This is a genomic window from Carboxydothermus islandicus (assembly GCF_001950325.1).
Lineage (GTDB): Bacteria > Bacillota > Z-2901 > Carboxydothermales > Carboxydothermaceae > Carboxydothermus > Carboxydothermus islandicus.
Map to the genome: position 1 here is coordinate 1 of NZ_BDJL01000004.1, position 21,705 is coordinate 21,705.

The window sequence follows — 21,705 nt, forward strand, 5'->3', positions numbered from 1 at the left end:
TTTAGGGAGAAAATTATACTCATTAAAAGATTATTCAATATAAAACGGTAAAATTACTCTATTGAGAGTGCCTGGTTAATGACTTAAAAGCAAAAAAAGCTTACAAAGCAAAAAGCATTTTTTTAAAAATAATTTGACGGAAAAACTCTGTTTTTTATAAGATATAAAATATAGATTGGAGTTGAGAGATAGGGGGAAAAGAGGTGGAAATATTTGGACTATTTGTTACAGCATTTATTGTTGGCTTGTCCGGGGCTATGATGCCTGGTCCGCTTTTAACGATAAATATCAACGAGAGTTTACGGCGGGGATTTTGGGCGGGCCCGCTCTTAATCCTGGGACATGCGCTGTTAGAGACGGCGCTTGTGGTGGTAATACTTTTGGGTTTAGGAAAGATTCTTACAAATTCGTACGTCTCCGGAACTATTGGGCTACTGGGTGGAGTAATGCTTATATATTTTGGTTTTACTATGGCTAAAGATGCCGCAAGTAAAAAAATTTCCCTTGATTTAACTGGAAGTGCATCAATACCCCAAAAGCCGGGTCGGTTAATGCTTAATGGGGCTCTGGTTTCTTTGGCTAATCCCTACTGGTCCCTCTGGTGGGCGACAATTGGTTTGAGCTATTTAACCAACTCCCTGATTGTTGGAGTTTTTGGAGTAGGTGCTTTTTTACTTGGTCACTTGCTTGCGGATTTTAGCTGGTATGGTTTTATTTCTTACATAATTGCCCGCGGTCGAAGACATCTAAAACAAACGGTTTATCTTTTAATAATATTTATTTGCGGGATTTTTTTAGTTGTTTTGGGAGCAAAATTTATTGGTGATGGGATAACACGTTTCAAAATAATGTAGATCCTGAGGAGGCAAAAAAATGCTTTTACACGAAATTTTTAAAAACAATTATCGTCCTGAGCATCCAGCCATAAGTTATCGGGGAAGAAAGGTAACCTATCGGGAATTGGCGAAAATTGTTGAAAAGTATGCAGTTTTTTGGCAGCAAAAAGGATTAAAACCTGGAGAAAAAGTTCTGTTAGTTTCCGGTAATTCTCCGGAATTTGTCTATACTTATTTTGGTGTAGTTAAAGCTGGGGGTATTGTCATACCGGTAAACATGGGTTTAGCACCGGAAGAAATTAGATATATTTTTGGTGATGCTCAGGCCCGTTTTGTAGCAATTCAGGAAAAAATCTGGCTTTCATTAAAGGAACGTTTTCCGTTACCGGAGGAAATGGTTGTAGTGTTAAATGAAACTTTGACTTCGGAAATAATCAACCTGGAGGCAAAGTTTATTGAACCGACATATAATGATGTTTGTACCATTCTGTATACTTCCGGCACAACCGGCTTTCCCAAGGGTGCCATGCTTACCCATGAAAATTTAATTTTTGATACCGACTCGGTTACCCGCTTTGCGGAAGTTGATGAAAACGATAACTACTTGGCAGTACTGCCTTTATTCCATTCTTTTGCTTGGACCGCCTGTTTACTGGCACCCCTATATACCGGGGCTACCTGTACCATTGAGGATGGTTTTAATCCCAGGGAGATAGGGAAGATTTTGGTTGAGGAAGAAGTGACTATTTTTTTAGGCGTACCCTCGATGTTTGTTTTTGTTTTAGAATATTTACCAAAAGAAACTTTTAAAACTGTCCACTTAGCAGTTTCCGGCGGCTCATCCCTGCCTCCCCAGTATTTTCATGCGTTTGAAGAAAAGTTCGGGATTCCCTTTGTGGAGGGTTACGGGTTAACCGAAGCGTCACCAATTGTAACCTTAAATCCCAGGCGGGGACCGAGAATACCTGGCTCCATTGGGAAGGTGCTTCCCGGGATGGAGGTAAAAATAGTAGATGAAAATTTAAATGAACTTCCGCCCGGCAAAGTGGGAGAGTTAATGGTTTTTGGGAAAAATGTCATGAAAGGTTATTACAATAAGCCCGAGGAAACAGCTAAAACCCTGGTTAACGGCGGGTTGTTGACCGGGGACTTGGGTTATAAAGATGAAAATGGTTATTATTATATTGTGGACCGGAAAAAAGATTTAATTATCGTAAGCGGCTTTAACGTGTACCCTACCGAAGTAGAAAGAGCTATTTTAGATCACCCGGCGGTGCGGGAAGTAGCGGTGGTAGGAGTTCCGGATGGGGTGAGGGGAGAAACGGTAAAGGCTTTTGTGACTTTAAAAGAAGGATATAACAGCCTGACGCGTAAAGAGCTTGCGGAGTTTTTAAAGGATAAACTTGCCGCTTATAAAATTCCGCGTTATGTAGAGGTTTTGCCGGAGCTTCCGAAAAATGCTACCGGAAAAATAATGAAAAAGTTACTGCGTGGCGAAAATATTAGAAATTAATTTACTTTTGTCCCCTCATGTCAGTGGATGTGAGGGGATTTGTTGTTTTTTTATATATAGTTTTACTAAAAATTTTTTTAAAAAAAGAAGGAAAAATTTTACAATTAGCGTAAATATATTACTGGAGTTAAAAAAGAGAAAAGTTACACAAGGAGGTGCATACCGCCCCAAAAACCCAATCCACTTCCGGGAAGGGGGGAGAAGAGGTCGGGAAGCGGGTTTCTTGGGGTAACAATAAAAAAGGAGGTTTACCATGAGAAAAGGGCTTGTTTTCCTTCTGGCGGTATTAATGCTAATTATCTTTAACGCCACGGCCTATGCCGCTCAGGTGCTGGTGCCAACCACCGATAAAGATGTTTATGGCCCAGGAAGTTATATACCTACACCTACAAGTAAAACAGTTTATGGGTACAATAATTCACCAGCCAAATTTAATGCTGATGGTACGACTTATTATCCATATGAAATTTACCTTCCCAATGAACAAAATCCTGCCAATTACCGCATCCACAGCAACTACTCCAAAAATACCGATGCGTGTGCAGCCTGCCATGCTACCCACACCGCAGTAGGCCAAACCTTATTACAGTGGGGAACTGTTTATGATACCTGCATGGCCTGCCATGACGGTACCATTGGAACTACTTATAACGTGGAAGAAGGTTACATTGCCAGCACAGGGAAAGCTGCCTTTGGTGGTATGTTTGGTACCGGTGCTGAAACTTCGCTATCTCGTCACAATGTGGTTGGTTCTGTCCAAATTTTTGCCGCTCCAGGTGGGAACTCCACCGGTAATTATGAAACCAACAATACTCCCGACAAAGCTAATGCAACTGCCTGGGACATTACCTTTGGTTGCGAATCCTGCCACAGCCCCCACGGCTTAGGTGGTAATGCCCGGATCTTAAACCCCAACGTTAATGCTTACAGCTATCTCAATTATAAGTCCAATGTAGAGTATACTTATAATGAAGTAACAGGTTATTATGAAAACGACCAAAAATTCCAGTGGGTCAGAAGCTATCCATATAACAAAGGTACTCAGGTTTGGGTAGATGGACAGCTAAAGACTGAAGGGGTAGACTACCTTTTAGATGGTAACAGCGGTGAAACCAAAATTAAATTACTCCAGGGAAATGGCAGCGTGACAGTGGTGTATGCTTACTTCTATCCTGCTTTGAAGGTCAAAATGGAAGTAAAAGACTACCTGAAATCCAGCGAGTTCGTCCAGCATACCTACGGAATCAATCAATTTTGCGGTGCCTGTCACACCGATTACAACACCGATACCGGAAATATAGCTACCAGTACCGGTTCTTCGGATAAGTTAACCGGTCAGTATACAGAAGCATACCGGCACCAGGTTGGCTTTAAGGTTGACGAGTTTAAAGCCTTCTTACCTTTAACCAACATGGTCTACGAAAAGCGGAGTGACGGCGATGTTATGACCTGTCTCACCTGTCATTATGCTCACGGTACATCCAAAGATTTCTGGACAAGAACACTAACCAATGATTACTGGTCCGGTCAGGTAGTTGATGAGATTGCCGGTTCTTCAGCGTTAAAGCGGGCACCCAACATGGGAACCTGTGAAACCTGCCACCGGAAAGGTCCTGCTAACGAAGGTTATGCTGCCAACGCAGGCGAATCTAATGCTGTATCTCCAACTGCTAACGTAAGTGATGGTACTTCACAAGCTAATGCCAAGTTCGTAGGTTCGGCGAAGTGTGTTGAATGTCACGCTTCTTATGCTGAAGGTATTAAAGAAACCTACCACAATAATATGGCAACCTACTACAACATTGACAAGAATACTGCTCCATCGGAGCGAGCATATAAGGGTTCGGTTGCTTTATTAAGTGTGTTTAACGATAACCCGGCTTTAAAAACCACTGCTCCGTTTGTTTATATTTGGGATGCGATTAATGGAAAGACATCAACCTATGATGTTGTACTCTGGGGTAAACCGGACGAAGCAGCTTATGTTGCGGTTTGGGATGGGAGTGCATACCAACGGAAAGCTGAACTTGAATATAATGAAGCAACTGGTAAGTACGAACTGGTCTCTAAGAGTGGAGCACTTACCTGCATCAACTGCCACTCTGTAAACAACTATAACTTTGAAAAGGCAACTCCTTTAACCACAGATGTTGCCCAGCAAATTACCAATGTTGGTATTCCTTATATCCAAAAACCAGCGGGCGTAAAAGACTTTATCTATAATACTGGTACAGGTACCAAGGCTACATTACGTCAACTTCTTACCAATGGTGGCGTTGTTACCGCATCCGACAACACGGGTGTTGTAGAATTACAAATTAAGTGTGAAGCCTGCCATGGTCCCGGAAGCTTTCACGTTGCAGCCCCCAGCAGCAAGAATATCACTGGCTGGAAGCAGTATAATTATGCTGTAAGAGTTGGTTTGCCTTATCAAACCAAGGCTAATGCTTTAACCGGTATTAGCTTACCGACCAAGGCTCAGTCCTGCGGTAGCTGCCATAATAGCAATACTCACCAGGGCTTCTACTACAAGTCCAAGCACTTTGTCAATGGCCAGATGGACTGCATGGTCTGTCACGATCCGCACAGCGATAAGTACGAGTATCAACTTAAGTTGCCGGTTAAGTCTCTTTGCATGAGCTGTCATGATGCAGGTGTGGCAACCGGTAATATTCCGGTATTCACCAGAGAAGATACAGAGAAATTCCTTGGCTACTACTCTACCGCATATCACCTCTTTGATGATATGGGTACTACTAACGAAGCAACTTATGCTGCAACTAACAACTTGTTGCCGTAAGCATAATTTGCAGGGTCGGGTAAAACCCGACCCTGTTCTTAAACTGTCTGGGGAGTGAACATGATGTATCGTTCTGGAGCAGTAATAATATTAGTGTTTATCCTTTTTTCTTTAAGTGGGTGTAGTTTATTAGAAAATACCCCTTTGGATAAAATCATCAACAATAATTTTATTGATAATATCTCCAAGAAAATCAAAACTATATTTAATTCTTATCCCCAAACCCCGGAAGAACTGGCAAAAGCTTTTGCCAAAGCATTAAAAAGTAACGATATAAAAAAGGTACACAAATATTTACCGGTTACCGACTCTACCGGTAACCCTATGGCAAGTAATTATTTGAATTTTGGTGGTGGAAAGGATTTTAATGTATCTGAGCTTCAAGGTGATTCAAAAAGGGTTTATTTTTTACTTGAAAATACAAACGAAAAAAATGATAAATACATAATCTTGGTTACTAAATTTAACGACCGCTTTGTTGTTGCGTCCATGGGACCTTATGATTCCCAAATACTTGAGTTAGAATAATAAGAGGCTGAAAGTAGCTTACTTTGAAATAAATTATCAAAATTTTAGGACAATATATTGAATTTTATGGCAATTAAGAATATAATAACTAAGTAGGAAGGTTTTCTTTTTTACCGGTAATAATGAATGAGTATTCATTCAGATTTTAATTCAAGGAGGGATGATGGTGTACAAGATTAACAAAGTGGGGGTTATTGGTTCTGGCATCATGGGAAGCGGCATTGCAGCTCTTTTGACCAATGCCGGTATCCCGGTGGTTTTGCTGGATATTGTGCCGTTTAGTTTAACCCCCGAAGAGGAGAAAAAGGGACTTACTTTAGAAAGTCCTGAGGTTCGTTACCGTATTGTCAGAGGGGGATTGGAAGCGGCGAAAAAAGCATCCCCGGCCGCTTTTGCCGTACCGGAAAATGCTGATTTAATTACTATTGGAAATTTAGAAGATGATTTACACCTGTTACAGGATTGTGATTGGGTAGTTGAGGTTGTGGTAGAAAACCTTGAGATTAAGAAAAATTTATTTACCAAGATTGCGCCCTATCTTAAACCGACAGCAATTATCAGTACCAATACTTCCGGAATTTCTGTTAACAAAATGGTTGAACACATGCCCAAGGAGTTCCGGGAGCGTTTCCTGGGAACGCACTTCTTTAACCCACCCCGTTATATGAAGCTATTAGAAATTATCCCGGGGAATGATACCAAGCCAGAAATAGTGGATTTCATGGCAAAGTTTGGAGAAAGGGTACTGGGTAAAGGCATTGTTTTTGCCAAAGATACGCCCAACTTTATTGGTAACCGTATCGGGGTTTACGGGATATTAGAAACAATGAAAGCTTTAGAAGAAGGCTATACCGTGGAAGCTGTAGACGCTTTAACCGGTCCTGTCCTCGGTCGGCCAAATAGTGCCACTTTCCGTACCGCTGACCTGGTTGGTCTTGATACATTAGTTCATGTAGCAAAAAACGTTTATGATAACATAAGTGACCCTGCTGAAAAAGAATTTTTCCGGGTGCCGGAATTCTTAGAAAAAATGGTTGCTAATAAACTTTTAGGCGATAAGACCGGTGCTGGTTTTTACAAAAAAGTAAAGACGGATGCAGGTAAAGAAATCTTAAGCCTGGATGTTAAAACCCTTCAATATAAGCCCCAGGAAAAAGTTAATTATCCATCGTTAGAAGCGGCTAAAGCTGCGGAAGGGTTAAAAGCCAAACTGCAGACCTTAATTTCTGGAAAAGATGAAGGAGCTGCTCTGGTCTGGAGAATAATGAAAAAAACTTTGCTGTATGCTGCTTCTAAGATTCCCGAGATTGCCGATGATATCGTTAACATCGACCGGGCTATGCGCTGGGGCTTTAACTGGCAGTTAGGACCTTTTGAAACCTGGGATGCCATCGGGGTAGAAAAAACTGTTGCCCGGATGCGGGAAGAAGGAGAAGTAATTCCGCCAATTGTGGAAAAGCTTTTAGCCAAAGGGTATAAGAGTTTTTACAAATATGAGAATGGTGTGACTTACTACTTTGATCTTGCTACCGAAGATTACAAGCCAATCGTGCTTCCTAAAGAGTTTTACGTTATCAAAGATTTAAAAGCCCAAAATAAAGTTATTTTTGAAAATCAGGGTGCATCGTTAATTGATATTGGGGATGATGTGGCTCTCTTAGAATTCCATTCCAAGAGCAACTCTATTGGTGATGATGTACTTTCAATGATTAGAAGGGCTACGGAAGAAGTCAGCAGGAACTGGCGGGGTCTGGTAATTGGCAATGACGGCAAAAACTTTTCCGTGGGTGCTAACCTGGCTTTAATTCTCATGACCATTGAAGATGAAGATTGGGATGAATTAGATTACATGGTAAAGACCTTCCAGGACAGTTTGTTAACGTTGAAGTACTGCGATAAGCCGGTGGTAGCAGCACCCTTTGGCATGACCCTTGGCGGAGGATGCGAACTTTGTTTGGCTTCCGATGGCATTCAAGCAGCAGCCGAAACTTATATGGGGTTAGTTGAAGTAGGAGTAGGTCTGGTACCTGCTGGCGGTGGCTTAAAAGAGCTGGTATACCGGATGAGCGAATATGCTAACGATACCAGTGGTTGGAGAGTTGCCGGAGCGGTGGATTACAAGCCGTTTATCTTTAGAGCTTTTGAATTAGCGGCAACCGCTCGCGTATCTACCAGCGGCCAGGAAGCTAAGAAACTTGGATTCTTGAGACCTTGTGATGGTGTTACCATGAATCGGGATTATCTTATTCATGATGCCAAAGAACGGGTACTTCACATGTCAAGAATGGGTTATCGACCTCCGGTTCCCAAACCCGTAAAAGTGTTAGGAACCTCCGGTTATGCGGCTTTAGCTTCGGTAATTCACAACATGAAAGAAGGTAATTTCATAAGTGAATACGATGCTCATATTGCCAAGAAGATTGCCTATGTTTTAACCGGTGGTAATGTCCATCCGGGAACCTATGTGACCGAACAGTATCTCCTTGATTTAGAACGTGAAGCATTTTTGAGTTTAGCTGGCGAACGGAAGACTCAGGAAAGGATTCGCCACATGCTTCTTAAGAATAAACCGCTCAGAAATTAGGAGGTGAAGCTATGCGTGAAGCGGTAATTGTAAAAGCTTTAAGAACTCCGGTAGGAAAGGCTCCCCGGGGGAAATTAAGAAATACTCGCCCGGAGGACTTGGGAGCGCTGGTTATAAAGGAAATTATTAATCAGACGGGAATTAATCCGGAAATAATTGAAGATGTTATCATTGGTTGTGCTTTTCCCGAAGCGGAACAGGGGATGAATTTAGGACGGGTAGTTGCTTTAAGAGCTGGTTTGCCCTACTCCGTTCCAGGTGTTACGGTTAACCGTTTTTGCTCTTCCGGTTTAAATGCCATTGCCGATGCAGCAATGAAAATTATGACCGGAATGAGCGAGGTGGTGGTAGCTGGCGGTATCGAAAGCATGAGTATGGTGCCGATGGGCGGAAATGACCTCCTGCCTAACCCGGAATTAATGAATGTAATGCCCGATGCTTACCTCAGTATGGGTCTTACAGCGGAAAATGTGGCTACTCGCTACAATATTTCCCGGGAAGAGCAGGACGAGTTTGCTTATAAAAGCCACATGAAGGCAAAAGAAGCAATTTTAGGCGGTAAATTTAAAGATGAAATAGTTCCGGTGCCGGTAGTTGAAAAAATTTTTGACGGGAAAAAGGTAATTGAAAAAACGGAAATTTTTGAAATAGATGAAGGACCGCGCTTTGATACAACTATTGAGGCTCTGGCCCGGTTAAAGCCGGTTTTTCGGCAGGGAGGCACAGTGACAGCTGGGAACTCATCCCAAACCAGTGATGGCGCAGCTGCAGCCTTATTAATGTCGGCGGAAAAAGCCGAAGAACTTGGCTTAAAACCGATTGCTGTCTTTCGCTCCTTTGCGGTGGGCGGAGTGGAGCCGGAAATTATGGGAATTGGTCCAGTAGTGGCTATTCCAAAAGCTTTAAAATTAGCCGGAATTACCTTAGATCAGGTAGACGTATTTGAATTAAATGAAGCGTTTGCCGCTCAAGCTTTAGCGGTAATCAAAACGCTGGGCATTGATCCGGCCAAAGTTAACCCCAATGGTGGAGCTATTGCTCTTGGACACCCGCTGGGGTGCACCGGTGCTAAACTTACTGCAACTTTGCTTTCCGAAATGCAGCGCCGGAAAGCAAAATACGGTGTTGTTTCAATGTGTATCGGTGGCGGAATGGGCGCTGCTGGCGTCTTTGAATTAATTTAATTAATATAGACTGGAGGGGTTTATGATGTCAGAGCTTTTAAGGGGCGGAGAATTTTTAATTAAAGATGTTGAGCCGCAATCGATTTTTACGCCGGAAGATTTTACCGAAGAGCACCGCATGATGGCGAAAATGGTAAAGGATTTTATAACCAATGAAGTGGTCCCAAAAAGTGAGGAAATAGAAAACCAGGTTGAAGGTGTAGTACCCGAATTAATGCGGAAAGCCGGAGAATTGGGACTTTTGTCGGTTGATATTCCCGAAGCGTATGGTGGTATGGAGCTGGATAAAGTAAGTACAGTTATTGTGACCGAAAATGTTTCTGGCCAGGGTAGTTTTGCCACAGCGCATGGTGCTCATACCGGTATAGGTACTTTACCGATTGTATATTTTGGTACTGAGGAACAAAAGAAAAAGTATTTACCCGGACTTGCCAGCGGTGAGAAAATTGCTGCCTATTGTTTAACTGAGCCGGGCTCCGGTTCCGATGCTCTGGCAGCAAAAACAAAAGCTGTTTTAAGCGAAGATGGAAAATATTACATTTTAAACGGTACCAAGCAGTTTATTACCAATGCGGGCTTTGCCGATGTGTTTATCGTCTATGCTAAAGTAGATGGAGATAAGTTTACTGCCTTTATTGTCGAAAGGGATTTCCCCGGAGTATCTTTCGGTCCGGAAGAAAAGAAGATGGGTATTAAAGGGTCTTCTACCCGGCAGGTTATTTTAGAAGATGTCAAAGTTCCGGTGGAAAATGTTTTGGGCGAAGTGGGCAAAGGGCATGTAATCGCCTTTAACATTTTAAATATCGGGCGGTTTAAGCTTGGTGCTGGATGTGCTGGTTCCTGCAAATTAGCCTTAAATACTGCTGTTAAGTATGCTACCGAAAGAAGCCAGTTTGGTCAACCGATCGCCAACTTTGGCTTAATTAAGAACAAAATCGGCAGAATGGCAGCTTACGCTTTTGCTGCCGAAAGTATGGTTTATCGCACTGCCGGAATGATGGATAAGATTTTAGGTGATGTTAAAGGTAAAACCGGGGCCGAAATTGCAAAAGGCATTGAAGAATATGCCATTGAATATTCGATAAACAAAGTATTTGCTTCTGAAGCTTTGGACTTTGTAGTTGATGAAACTGTACAAATTTTTGGTGGTTATGGCTATACTCAGGAATATCCGGCGGAAAGAATGTACCGTGATGCGAGAATTAACCGGATTTTTGAAGGTACCAATGAGATTAACCGTCTAATTATACCTGCCCAGTTACTGCGGAAAGCTCAAAAGGGTCAACTTCCGCTTCTGGCTGCTGTCCAGAAGTTAATGGGTGAGATTGTGGCACCTCTTCCCCCGGTGGAAGATATTTCTGGGCTTAACCGGGAAAAAGAAGCCATTAGCCGTGCCAAGAAATTAGCTTTAATGGCTGCAGGCTTGGCAGTTCAGAAATTTAAGGAGAAAATTGAACAAGAGCAGGAAGTCCTGGGAATGATAGCGGATATGGCCATTGAAATTTATGCCATGGAAAGCTCTTATTTAAGAGCTGTAAAGACTGGCTCGGAATTGCAGGAAAAATATGTTAAGATTTTTGTGGCTGAAAGTTTTGCCAAAATCGAAAGAATTGCTAAAGACCTTTTAGCTTATGTTTCCGAAGGGGATGAGCAAAGAACTTATCTGGCAGTGGTTAAAAAGTATGCTAAACTTCCGCCGGTTAATACAGTTAAATTAACCCGCGAAGTTGCAGATGTTATCATTGATAATCTTGGTTATAAAGCATAGCTTATTTTCTCCTCTCCCATAAAAAAGCGGGAGCGTTAACTCCCGCAATTTACCGGGTACTTACCGTTGTCTGGTAAGTACCCATTTTTTTTAGCCAGAGGAGAGAGGCAAAAAGAAAGAGTAAACTTGCGGTCCAAAAGGGGAAGGCTGCGCCAACATAGTGGTAAAGAGCACCGCCGGATGTTGGGCCAATAATCCGACCTAAACTTCCTGCCGAGTTTAGTAAACCCATTACTGAACCGTATCCTTTCTTGGTTTGGCGCGAAAGAAGGGAATTGATACAGGGGGTAGCCAGAGATGTCCCGATATAAAAAAGGCTTGAGAATAAAGCAATTAAGCCAAACCCATGGGAAAAGGGAATAACGGCTATAGCTAAAGCTGAAATTATTAAACCGGTAGCCAAGGTAGCTGCTTCCCCTACAGCCTTAATAAAACGATTAACGAGAATTCCCTGGCTAATTGTACCGGCTATTCCCATAATCGTAAAAAGTAGACCCATTTGGGTATGATTAAGACCGCTGGTGTCACTGCCGTAAAAGGCGATGGTGGCTTCGTGACTGGCAATAGCAAAGTTTGCTAAGAAAGCCAGTAAATAAAAGACCCAGCCTATAGAGAAAGCATTGCTAAAGGACGTTGAATCCCGGTGAGTGGATTTATGGTTAACCGGCTCTTTTAAAAATAAGCTGCTAAAGATAAAGGTGATAAAAGCCATTCCAGCGGCAAAGAAAAAAGGTACCGGCAGACCAAATTCCGAAAGGAACCCCCCAAGCATTGGGCCTAAAATCATGCCTATTCCCATAGCAGCTTCCATGAGTCCCATGCTTTTAGCTCTTTCGTCTTCAGTAGTGGTGTCGGCAATATAAGCCATCGCTGTAACCATGGTTGCTGAACTTAAAACTCCACCAATAATTCTGGCGGCAAAAAGCATCCAGAGGGATTGAGCAAGTCCAAAGAGGATAAAAGAAATAATAAAGCCGGCAATTCCTACAAGAAAAATTGGCTTACGACCTTTTTGATCGGAAATCCGACCCCAAAGGGGGGAAAAGATAAACTGCATGATGGCGTATACCGACATTAGAAGTCCCATGTGGAGGGAAGTAGCTTGAAAGTGTTTAACATAATAAGGTAGGATGGGGATTACCACCCCAAATCCTACCATAATGATTGCCATGGAAGCTATCAGAAGTATTAATTCCTTGTTTTTCAAGATTACACCCCGCATTTAACAGAATCTTTTAAAGAGTTGTTGTTTTATCTTTAAAAAGCAAAGAATAAACCACTGGAACTACCACTAAAGTTAGTAAAGTTGAAGTGGTAAGTCCACCGATGACCACGATAGCAAGAGATTGGGAAATTAAGGCCCCTTCGGATAAACCTAAAGCTAACGGCAGTAAGGCAAAAATTGTAGCAAAGGCAGTCATTAAGATTGGACGCAACCGGGTTGAGCCTGCTTCTATTAAGGCTAATTGAATGGACAGGCCTTTTTGTCTTAATTGCTGTACACGGTCAATTAAAACGATAGCATTGGTTACCACAATACCTACTAACATTAAAAAGCCAATTAGCGCAGACATGCTGATTGGAGTTTTGGTTAGATAAAGCAGTAATAACGAACCAATTACCGCTAAAGGCAGCGAGAAAAGAATGGTAAAGGGTGCCTTGGCTTCACCAAAGGTTGCAACCATAACGATATAGACTAATAAAATTGCCGATAAGGTGGCCATACCCATTTGAGCAAACCCTTCATTCATTTGTTGAGTAGTTCCGGCCATGGTTACAACTACATCGGAAGGCAGGTTACTTGAAGCAATTATTTCTTTGACTTGTTTGGAAAGTTTGGCAGAGTCTTTAATGATTATATCTCCCGAGATTAAGGCAAATTCTGCTTGATTCCGCCGTAAAATGGAAACAGGGCTTTCTTTTTCAGTAATTTTGGCAATTATACCAAGTTCTACCTGACATTGCATGCTGTCAATTTTAATTTTTTCTAAATCGCTTAAGTTTTTTAAATTTTTGGTATCGAGGCTTGCTAAAACGTCATAGCTTTTATCACCGATAGTTACTGTAGTTACTTTAGCTGGAGAGAGCATATCCTTAACTGTTAAGGCTACTTGCATGGTAGTAAGACCATAAGTAGCTGCTTTTTCAGGATTAACTTCTACCACGATTTCGGGTTGCGAAGTTAAAAGATTGTTTTGCACATTAGCAAGACCATCTAATTGGCTTAGTTTTTGGGTAATAATTTGGGCTGCTTTTTTGATGTTTTGATAGTTCTTGCCAGTGATTACTACTTCAATTTGTTCATTACCGCCGCCCATCATATTGTAGTTTACAACGTTAATCGTTCCGTCTAAAGTTAATTTTTTTAGCTCTGTCCGTAGCTGGTTACTTACTTTATCGACATCGGCAGAATCTCTTAGTTTTAAATAAAAGTTTGCAACATTGCTTCCTTCAACTTTTCCACGGTTGTTTACTTTACCGGGAACTGAACCAATGGTGACACTGTAAATTTCTAAGTCTTTAATTTGAGTTAATACCTTTTCAATCTTTTTTACTCTTTCATCCATGGCTTCTAAGCTCGTACCGGCAGGGGTTTCGTACTTAATTAAAACTGCTTTTTCTAACATTGAAGGCAAGAAGGTAGCACCAATTTTGGGTACCAAAAGTAAGCTCAAAGCAAAAATTATAAAAGCAAAAACAAGGACAAGACCTTTGTGGTTTAAACTATATACTAACACCTTTTTGTAGTTTCGGGTTAAAAATCCTTCCTGCTCCACTTTTATTTGACCGCGAGCAAAAAATACTTTTGCCAGGATCGGCACGATTGTTAAAGCAACTAAAAGGGAAGCCAGCAAGGCAAAAACAACGGTTAGGGCAAAGGGTAGAAATATTTTTCCGATAATTCCTGAAACCATTCCTAATGGCAAAAAGACTGCAGCGGTAGTCAGGGTGGAAGCGGTTATTGCTGAACCTACTTCGGCAGTAGCGCCAATAACTAACTCATCTATATTATCTTTTTTACCTTTTTGCAGGTGGCGGTAAATATTTTCGATAACGACAATGCTGTCATCGACCACCCGGCCTACAGCAACTGCCAGTCCTCCTAAAGTCATGGAATTTAAAGTAATACCATACTTGGAAATTACTAAAAGGCCAATTAAGACTGATAAGGGGATTGATACTGCTGCTACTAATGTGGCTCTACCGTTTTTTAAGAATAATAAAATTACCAAGGCAGCAAAGATTGCTCCTAAAATTCCTTCGCGGACCATCCCTTTAATTGATTTAATAATCTCTACTGACTGATCGCGTAATAACGTAAATTTGATATCGGGTGGTAAGTCTTTTTGTAGTTCGGAAAGTTTCTTTTTCACATTTTCGACTACCATTACTGTATTGGCATCAGCATCTTTTAAGATATCTAACCCTAAGGCAGTTTTTCCATTGGTCCTGGAAATAATGGTCTTTTCGGAATACCCTTGATAAACTTTAGCAATGTCTTTGAGGTGGATAATTTTTATAGCAGGTTTACTGGAAGCAAAAGCTTTCCCCAGGTTTTCCATAAATGTAGTTTGCATGTTAAAAAGCCCCAATAACATTTGCTGCTGCATGGATAAGCCGAGAGACAGGCCTTCAATTTGTTTTTGTAAAAGGTTTAACCTGAAATCTTCGCCACCGTAAGTTATATTTGGTACTCCTGGTGGATAAACTGCTCCTGGTGTACTTGGGAACTGACTAACCGCTGGGGCAGACCTTTGAGGTAGGGGATTTGTCCCAACAATTTTTGGCATGGAAACTTTGCCGGGAGCTTTAATCTCCATTTTGGGCATTTCTGTAACAAAAATAGGCAAGTTCTTTAAGTCTTCTAAGGATTTTATCCGGTAAGTTGTTCTTACCGGGAGAGTATAACCGGTAATGTCAGTGGAACCGCCGGGGAAAGAAAGGTTATTTGCTGCTAATAATTGTTTAATCTGGTTAAAGGTTAAATTATATTGCTTTAATTTTTCTGGATCTACCTTGACAAAATAAACATTGTCAATTTCTCCTGCTAACTGTACTTCACCAACTCCCGGCATTCCCGTTAGTTCATCGATTACTTTTTCTTTTAAAATTTTTTCTATTTCAGCTTCTGACCGATTTCCAGAAACACTGTATTTTAAAACGGGAATTGATTTAAAGCTAATCCTGCTAACTTTTGGCTTTTGGGCATTTTCGGGAAGAGTAACATTATTGATTTTATCATTAACAGTTCTTTCAACTTCTTTCATATCCTGGTTGAAGTCAAATTCTAAACTTATAACAGAAATATTTTCAGCTGAGGTCGAGTTTAAATTTTTTAAGCCTTTAAGTCCTTTGAGTTCCCGTTCTAACGGTTTGGTTACTTTCTCTAAAACTTCTTCAGCAGCAGCCCCAGGATAAACAGTAACTACGGTTACAATTGGAATTGAAATATCAGGCATAATTTCTAACTCTAAGTTATACGTAGTATAAATTCCTCCTATTAACAATAAAATTGAGGCTAATATTATAACGGTAGGATTTTTTACAGCATAAGTAATTAAGGAACGAATCATGACTCTCTTCCTCCAATTCCTTTTAATAAGTAGTTTGCCAATAGTTTTGTTTTTTCGAGATCTATATTTTTACTGGCAAAAGCAGCTGTAATCCCCCAAATCATCCTGGCGGCATCATCGAGACTGCAGGTGAGAGGAAAAAGGGATTTGGCCAGAAACTTAGAGATTTCCTCAATTGCTATGCTATTATGGGTTTTTGCTAAGGTTTGCCAATGTTTTAGGTCTTTTTCTTTTTCCTCCAGAAAAAGTCCCTGCCAAATTCCCCGGTGGTGGAGAAGAAAGGTTGCTAATTCAAAGATTAAATGGGCTAATTTTTCTTCCGGAGGAGCGTTAATTTTTTCAACATTTTTTAAACTTTCCTTAAATGATTCCCATTTAATGGTGATAATTTCTTTAACTAAACTATCTTTATTTGGAAAATAGTTATAAATAGTACCAACAGCAATACCAGCTTTTGCAGCAATGCTACGCATGTCAATTGAAGCAAAATCTTTTTCTTGGAGTAAAGATTCAAAAGCTTCTATGATTTTTGTCCGCATGTTCTAACACCCCTTAATGAACAAACGTTCATCACAAATTTTAGAGGTAAAATTTTTAAAAGTCAAGAAAAAAATCTTAAATTCTGAATGAATACTCATTCACTTTTTTAAATTATTGTGTTATAATTTAAAGAAAAAACGGAGGGTAATATGGCCAAAAAGAGCATAGATAAATATGAAGCTATCTTAGATGCTGCTGCAAAAATCATCGGGGAAGTTGGCTATCATAAAGCCCAAATTTCAAAAATAGCGCGGGAAGCTAACGTAGCAGAAGGCACAATTTATCTTTATTTTAAAAATAAACAGGATTTGCTCTTATCCCTTTTTCAAAAGAGGTATGGAGAGTTTATTTCTAACTTAAAATTTGAGGTAGCTAATGCTAAAACTCCAATGGATAAACTCAAAAAACTTATAACTATGCACCTGGAGAACTCGGAAAGGGACCGCAATTTTGCCCAGGTTACTCAGATTGAACTACGTCAGGCTGATAGGGATTTACGCCAAAAATTATCGGAGTTATTAAAGGATTATTTTGATATCATTGAAAGTATAATAGAAGAAGGAAAAGAACAGGGAATTTTTCGCAAAGATATTTCTACAAAAGTTATGCGGCGGATGATTTTTGGAACTTTGGATGAAACAGTTTCTTCCTGGTTATTATCGTCCCGTCGTTATAGTTTGTCCAGACTCAGTAACGATATTTTTGAGCTTTTTTGTTACGGCTTAGTAAAGCCAGAATGAGAGGTAAAGCGGGAATACACATACAATTTTAAAAATTAAAAATATTTAGTCGAAACGGCAGGAATTTTATATTAAGTTACGTATTTAAAATAATATGGGTTATTTGCTTTATTCTTTTTAGAAGGGTGGTGAATCAGAAAGAGAAAAAACGGAATTTTTTGTATTTTTCATCATTGGGAGTTTGAGGAGGGGAGAAAATGAGGGAAGTAGTTATTGTAAGTGCGGCCAGAACACCCTTCGGGCGGTTTGGGGGAGGACTTGCTCCTTTAAAAGCTGTAGATTTGGGTGCTATAGCCATCAAAGAAGCGGTAGAGAGAAGCGGAGTAAGTCCTGAAATGTTTGACTATGTTTACATGGGTCAGGTTTTACAGGGAGGAGCGGGGCAAATACCTTCCCGGCAGGCGGCAAGAAAAGCAGGTCTTCCCTGGGAAGTTCCGTCGGTAACGGTAAACAAAGTATGTGCCAGCGGTTTAATCACCGTAGCGATGGCGGCAAAAATGATTGCTTTAGGTGAAATTGATGTGGCAGTGGCAGGCGGAATGGAAAGCATGAGTAATGCGCCGTATATTTTGCCCAGTGCCCGCTGGGGACAGAGAATGTTTAATTTTGAAGCAATAGATTTAATGGTTCATGACGGTCTCTGGTGCGCCTTTTATGACCGGCATATGGCGGTACATGGTTCGGAAGTAGCCAAGGAATACGGTATTTCCCGGGAAGCTCAGGATGAATGGGCCTATACCAGCCAGATGCGGGCAAAAGATGCGATGGAAAAAGGACGTTTAAATGATGAAATTGTTAAAGTGGAAATACCCCAGAAAAAAGGGGAGCCGGTTGTAATTGATAAAGATGAACAGCCAAGACCTAATACCACCTTAGAAGCGTTAGCTAAGCTGCCTCCAGTTTTTGATGCTAACGGTACTGTTACTGCCGGTAATGCTCCCGGTGTAAATGATGGAGCTGGAGCGCTGGTTTTAATGAGTAGAGAAAAGGCCCAGGAACTCGGTATTAAACCTCTGGCGACTTATCTTGGCCATGCTGAAGTAGCGCTGGATGCCAAATATATTGCAACCGCACCGGGACACGCGATTAACAAGCTTTTAAATAAGAAAGGTATGAAAATTGAACAAATAGATCTTTTGGAAGTTAATGAAGCTTTTGCGGCCGTAGTTTTGGTCAGTCAAAAAATTGCCGGATATAACCTTGAAAAAGTTAATGTTAACGGTGGAGCTGTAGCTTTTGGTCATCCCATCGGTGCCAGCGGGGCTCGTATTTTAATGACCTTAATTTATGAGTTAAGACGTCGGGGTGGAGGAACAGGTATAGCTGCCATTTGCAGTGGTGCAGCCCAAGGGGATGCTATGATGATTAAAGTGGAGTAGGGGGGAGAATATGGAAATTAAAAAAATTATGGTTGTTGGGGCCGGACAAATGGGCAGCGGGATTGCTCAGGTGGCGGCGCAAGCGGGTTTTGAAACGGTATTACATGATTTAAATCTTGATATTGTTAATAAAGGGTTAGAAACGATAAAAAAGAGCCTTGCTAAGTTTGTTGAAAAAGGGAAAATAACTGAGGCTGAAAAAAACGAAATTTTAGAAAGAATTAAGCCTTCCGATAACTTAAAAAATGCTGCCGATTGCGATTTGGTAATTGAGGCTGTTGTGGAAAAAATGGAGGTTAAGGCTAAAATCTTTGCTGAGCTGGACCAAATTGCACCGCCTCATGCGATTTTAGCAACAAACACTTCTTCATTACCTATTACCGAGATAGCGGCGGTAACCAAGCGTCCTGAAAGGGTTATAGGGATGCATTTTATGAATCCCGTACCCTTAATGAAATTAGTGGAAATAATTCGCGGTTTGCAAACCTCCGATGAGGTTTATCAGGTGATTGAGGAACTTAGCCGCAAAATGGATAAAGTACCGGTAGAATGTAAAGATGTTCCAGGATTTGTGTCCAATAGAGTTTTGCAGGTAATGATAAATGAAGCTATTTGGTGCCTTTATGAAGGGGTAGCATCGGCAGAGGGAATCGATACCATTATGAAACTTGGTATGAATCACCCCATGGGTCCTTTGGCCCTTGCCGACTTAATTGGACTTGATACGGTTCTTGCTATTTTAGAAGTTTTATATCACGGGTATGGTGACCCTAAATACCGCCCTTGCCCGCTACTCCGGCAATATGTTAAAGCGGGATGGCTTGGAAGAAAAACCGGTAGAGGGTTTTACAGCTATACTTAATTATTTGCAGGTTAGCCGGGGGAGGGGAAGTATGGATTTTCAGCTTTCGGAAGAACAGCAAATGTTTGTTGACATGGTGCGAAAATTTGCCCAAAAGGAAATTGCACCAATTGCGGAAAAGACCGACCGGGAGCATCGTTTTCCCAAGGAAACGTTGGAGAAATTGGCGGAATTAGGTTTAATGGGAATTCCCATTCCCGAAGAGTACGGAGGAGCGGGAGCTGATTATTTTTCTTATATTTTATTCATTGAAGAAATCGCCAAGGTTTGTGCCTCAACAGCGGTGATTTTAGCAGTTCATATCGGCCTTGGATGTATGAGTATCTATATGTTTGGTACCGAAGAGCAAAAACAAAAATACTTAGTTCCCATGGCTCAAGGAAGAATGCTTGGAGCTTATGCGTTAACGGAGCCTAATTCCGGTTCCGATGCGGCCAGCTTGAGGCTTTCAGCGGTAGATAAGGGGGATCACTTTGTCTTAAATGGCAGTAAAATTTTTATCACCAATGGAAGCTATGCCGATGTTTTTATTACCTTTGCAAGAACGGACCCCGGTACCAGAGGGGCGGAAGGGATTACCTGTCTGATAGTTGAAAAAAATACGCCGGGACTTACCATTTCTAAACCGGTAGAAAAAATGGGACTGAATGGTTCGGTTACCTGCGAGCTGTATTTTGAAAATGCGATAGTCCCGAAAGAAAATGTTCTCGGCAGAATTGGCGAAGGCTTTAAAGTTGCCATGCAACTTTTAGATGGGGGGCGGATTGCAATTGGTGCTCAGGGGTTAGGTATTGCGGAGGGAGCCCTGGATTATACTATAAACTATATTAAACAGCGGGAGCAGTTCGGCCGGCCTATTGCCGCAAACCAGGGGATTCAGTGGATGGTGGCGGATATGGCTACAGAAATTGATGCAGCTAAGCTATTGGTTTACCGGGCAGCCTGGCTAAAAAATAATGGCTTACCCCACAGCAAAGAAGCGGCGATGGCCAAAAAATATGCTACTGACACAGCTATGCGGGTAACTACCGATTGCGTACAACTGCTCGGCGGTTACGGTTATACCAAGGAGTATCCCGTCGAGCGCTACATGAGGGATGCCAAAATCACGCAGATTTACGAGGGGACCAATCAGATCCAAAGGATTGTAATTGCTCGCCACCTCTTAAAATAGGGGAACAGGGGGGAAAGTTATGGAATATAAAACTATTTTGTTTGAAAAGAAAGACCGGGTTGGTATTATAACCATAAACCGCCCCCAGGTATTAAATGCCTTAAATTCAGAAGTTTTAGAAGAGTTAGATCAACTGCTGGATATTATAGCGAAAGATGAAAGCATTGCTGTTGTAATTTTAACCGGTGCGGGGGAAAAAAGTTTTGTAGCAGGAGCCGATATCTCGCAAATGAGGAATTTTACTCCCCAGCAAGCCAGGTATTTTGCTAAGCTTGGGCAAAAGGTGTTATCAAAACTTGAAAGAATCCCGCAACCGGTTATCGCTGCAGTCAACGGGTTTGCCCTTGGTGGTGGTTGTGAAATAGCAATGGCCTGTGATTTCAGGATTGCTTCTACTAAAGCAAAATTTGGGCAACCGGAAGTAGGATTAGGGGTTACTGCAGGGTTTGGTGGAACCCAAAGACTACCACGACTGGTAGGAAAAGGTATGGCGGCCGAGCTACTCTATACCGGTGAGATGATAGATGCGCAGGAAGCTCTGAGAATAGGATTGGTTAATAGGGTAGTAGAACCGGAAGAACTGATGCCAAAAGCTTTAGAAATTGCTCAGAAAATAGCAGCTAAAGCAAAACTGGCGGTATTTTATTCCAAGGCTGCTTTAAATGAAGGTTTAAACATGGACTTGGAACGGGCACTGGCGTATGAAGCAGAGATGTTTGCCCTCTGCTTTACGACCAGTGATCAAAAAGAAGGCATGGATGCCTTCTTAAATAAAAGAAAACCCGAATTTAAAGGAGAGTAAGGAGGGAGATTAGGTGAAATTAGTAGTCCTTTTAAAGCAAACCTTTGACACCGAAGCCAAGATAGTGCTAAAGGATGGGAAAATTGACGACAGCGGGGTAACCTTAATCATTAACCCCTACGACGAATTTGCGGTAGAAGAAGCCCTGAGGATCAAGGAAAAACTTGGGCAGGGGGAAGTAGTGGTAGTATCGGCGGGGAGTGATAGGGCCCAGGAAGCGTTACGGCAGGCCTTGGCCATGGGAGCCGACCGGGCGGTACTGGTCAAAACCGACGGCCTGCAGTTAGATGAAAGCGTGGTCGCCGAAGTACTGGCGAAAGTGCTGCAGCAAATGGAATACGACCTTATCTTAGCCGGCTGGCGGGCCATTGACGACAGTTCCGCCCAGGTGGGGGTGCGGGTAGCCGAGATTTTAGGTTTA

General features: G+C 41.6%; 16 protein-coding genes. 13 read left to right on the top strand and 3 right to left on the bottom strand.

All coding sequences use genetic code 11. The features are described from left to right. Positions 1–203: 203 nt before the first annotated feature. From ciss_RS01385 to ciss_RS01415, 7 genes are all read left to right on the top strand, one after another. Complete coding sequence (locus ciss_RS01385) at positions 204–854, top strand: LysE family transporter (RefSeq protein ID WP_075864539.1); 651 nt, start codon at positions 204–206, stop codon at positions 852–854. A 19-nt stretch (positions 855–873) separates the two neighbouring features. Next, positions 874–2,349: a long-chain-fatty-acid--CoA ligase gene (locus ciss_RS01390; RefSeq protein WP_075864540.1), complete on the top strand. Its 1,476-nt coding sequence runs from the start codon at positions 874–876 to the stop codon at positions 2,347–2,349. A gap of 253 nt (positions 2,350–2,602) precedes the next feature. Further along, positions 2,603–5,149 carry a cytochrome c3 family protein gene (locus tag ciss_RS01395; RefSeq protein WP_075864541.1) on the top strand — a complete coding sequence of 849 codons (2,547 nt, stop codon included), beginning with the start codon at positions 2,603–2,605 and terminating at the stop codon, positions 5,147–5,149. 60 nt (positions 5,150–5,209) lie between these two features. Next, positions 5,210–5,677, top strand: a complete 468-nt coding sequence (locus ciss_RS01400; RefSeq protein WP_143298450.1) for a hypothetical protein — start codon at positions 5,210–5,212, stop codon at positions 5,675–5,677. 163 nt (positions 5,678–5,840) lie between these two features. Then, the gene (locus ciss_RS01405) at positions 5,841–8,261 is read left to right on the top strand and encodes a 3-hydroxyacyl-CoA dehydrogenase/enoyl-CoA hydratase family protein (RefSeq protein WP_075864543.1); all 2,421 of its coding nucleotides are present in this window, start codon (positions 5,841–5,843) and stop codon (positions 8,259–8,261) included. Between the two features lie 11 nt (positions 8,262–8,272). Next, positions 8,273–9,445 (top strand): thiolase family protein, encoded by a 1,173-nt coding sequence (locus ciss_RS01410; protein WP_075864544.1) that lies wholly within the window; start codon positions 8,273–8,275, stop codon positions 9,443–9,445. 22 nt (positions 9,446–9,467) lie between these two features. Beyond that, positions 9,468–11,213 carry an acyl-CoA dehydrogenase FadE gene (locus ciss_RS01415; protein WP_235837219.1) on the top strand — a complete coding sequence of 582 codons (1,746 nt, stop codon included), beginning with the start codon at positions 9,468–9,470 and terminating at the stop codon, positions 11,211–11,213. 49 nt (positions 11,214–11,262) lie between these two features. Here the strand turns inward: ciss_RS01415 and ciss_RS01420 are convergent, their stop codons facing one another. From ciss_RS01420 to ciss_RS01430, 3 genes are read right to left on the bottom strand one after another with little or no spacing between them, the layout of a single operon-like run. Then, the gene (locus ciss_RS01420) at positions 11,263–12,420 is read right to left on the bottom strand and encodes an MFS transporter (protein WP_166503959.1); all 1,158 of its coding nucleotides are present in this window, start codon (positions 12,418–12,420) and stop codon (positions 11,263–11,265) included. Between the two features lie 28 nt (positions 12,421–12,448). Then, a complete protein-coding gene (locus ciss_RS01425) occupies positions 12,449–15,787 on the bottom strand; it encodes an efflux RND transporter permease subunit (protein WP_075864547.1) in 3,339 nt (1,112 codons plus the stop codon). After that, positions 15,784–16,326, bottom strand: a complete 543-nt coding sequence (locus tag ciss_RS01430) for a TetR/AcrR family transcriptional regulator (protein WP_075864548.1) — start codon at positions 16,324–16,326, stop codon at positions 15,784–15,786. Before ciss_RS01430 ends, ciss_RS01425 begins: the two co-directional genes overlap by 4 nt. A gap of 150 nt (positions 16,327–16,476) precedes the next feature. Here ciss_RS01430 and fadR point away from each other — a divergent pair, with 150 nt between their 5' ends. From fadR to ciss_RS01460, 6 genes are all read left to right on the top strand, one after another. Then, complete coding sequence (gene fadR / locus ciss_RS01435; protein WP_075864549.1) at positions 16,477–17,067, top strand: fatty acid metabolism transcriptional regulator FadR; 591 nt, start codon at positions 16,477–16,479, stop codon at positions 17,065–17,067. 197 nt (positions 17,068–17,264) lie between these two features. Next, the gene (locus ciss_RS01440) at positions 17,265–18,446 is read left to right on the top strand and encodes an acetyl-CoA C-acetyltransferase (RefSeq protein ID WP_075864550.1); all 1,182 of its coding nucleotides are present in this window, start codon (positions 17,265–17,267) and stop codon (positions 18,444–18,446) included. Positions 18,447–18,462: 16 nt separating this feature from the next. Beyond that, complete coding sequence (locus tag ciss_RS01445; protein WP_201787758.1) at positions 18,463–19,308, top strand: 3-hydroxybutyryl-CoA dehydrogenase; 846 nt, start codon at positions 18,463–18,465, stop codon at positions 19,306–19,308. Between the two features lie 31 nt (positions 19,309–19,339). Continuing rightward, entirely contained in the window at positions 19,340–20,482 is a 1,143-nt protein-coding gene (locus ciss_RS01450) for an acyl-CoA dehydrogenase (protein WP_075864553.1), read from the top strand. Between the two features lie 19 nt (positions 20,483–20,501). Next, positions 20,502–21,284, top strand: a complete 783-nt coding sequence (locus ciss_RS01455) for a short-chain-enoyl-CoA hydratase (RefSeq protein ID WP_075864552.1) — start codon at positions 20,502–20,504, stop codon at positions 21,282–21,284. A 13-nt stretch (positions 21,285–21,297) separates the two neighbouring features. Then, positions 21,298–21,705: electron transfer flavoprotein subunit beta/FixA family protein (locus ciss_RS01460; RefSeq protein WP_439951259.1), on the top strand; the 408-nt coding region annotated here is incomplete at its 3' end.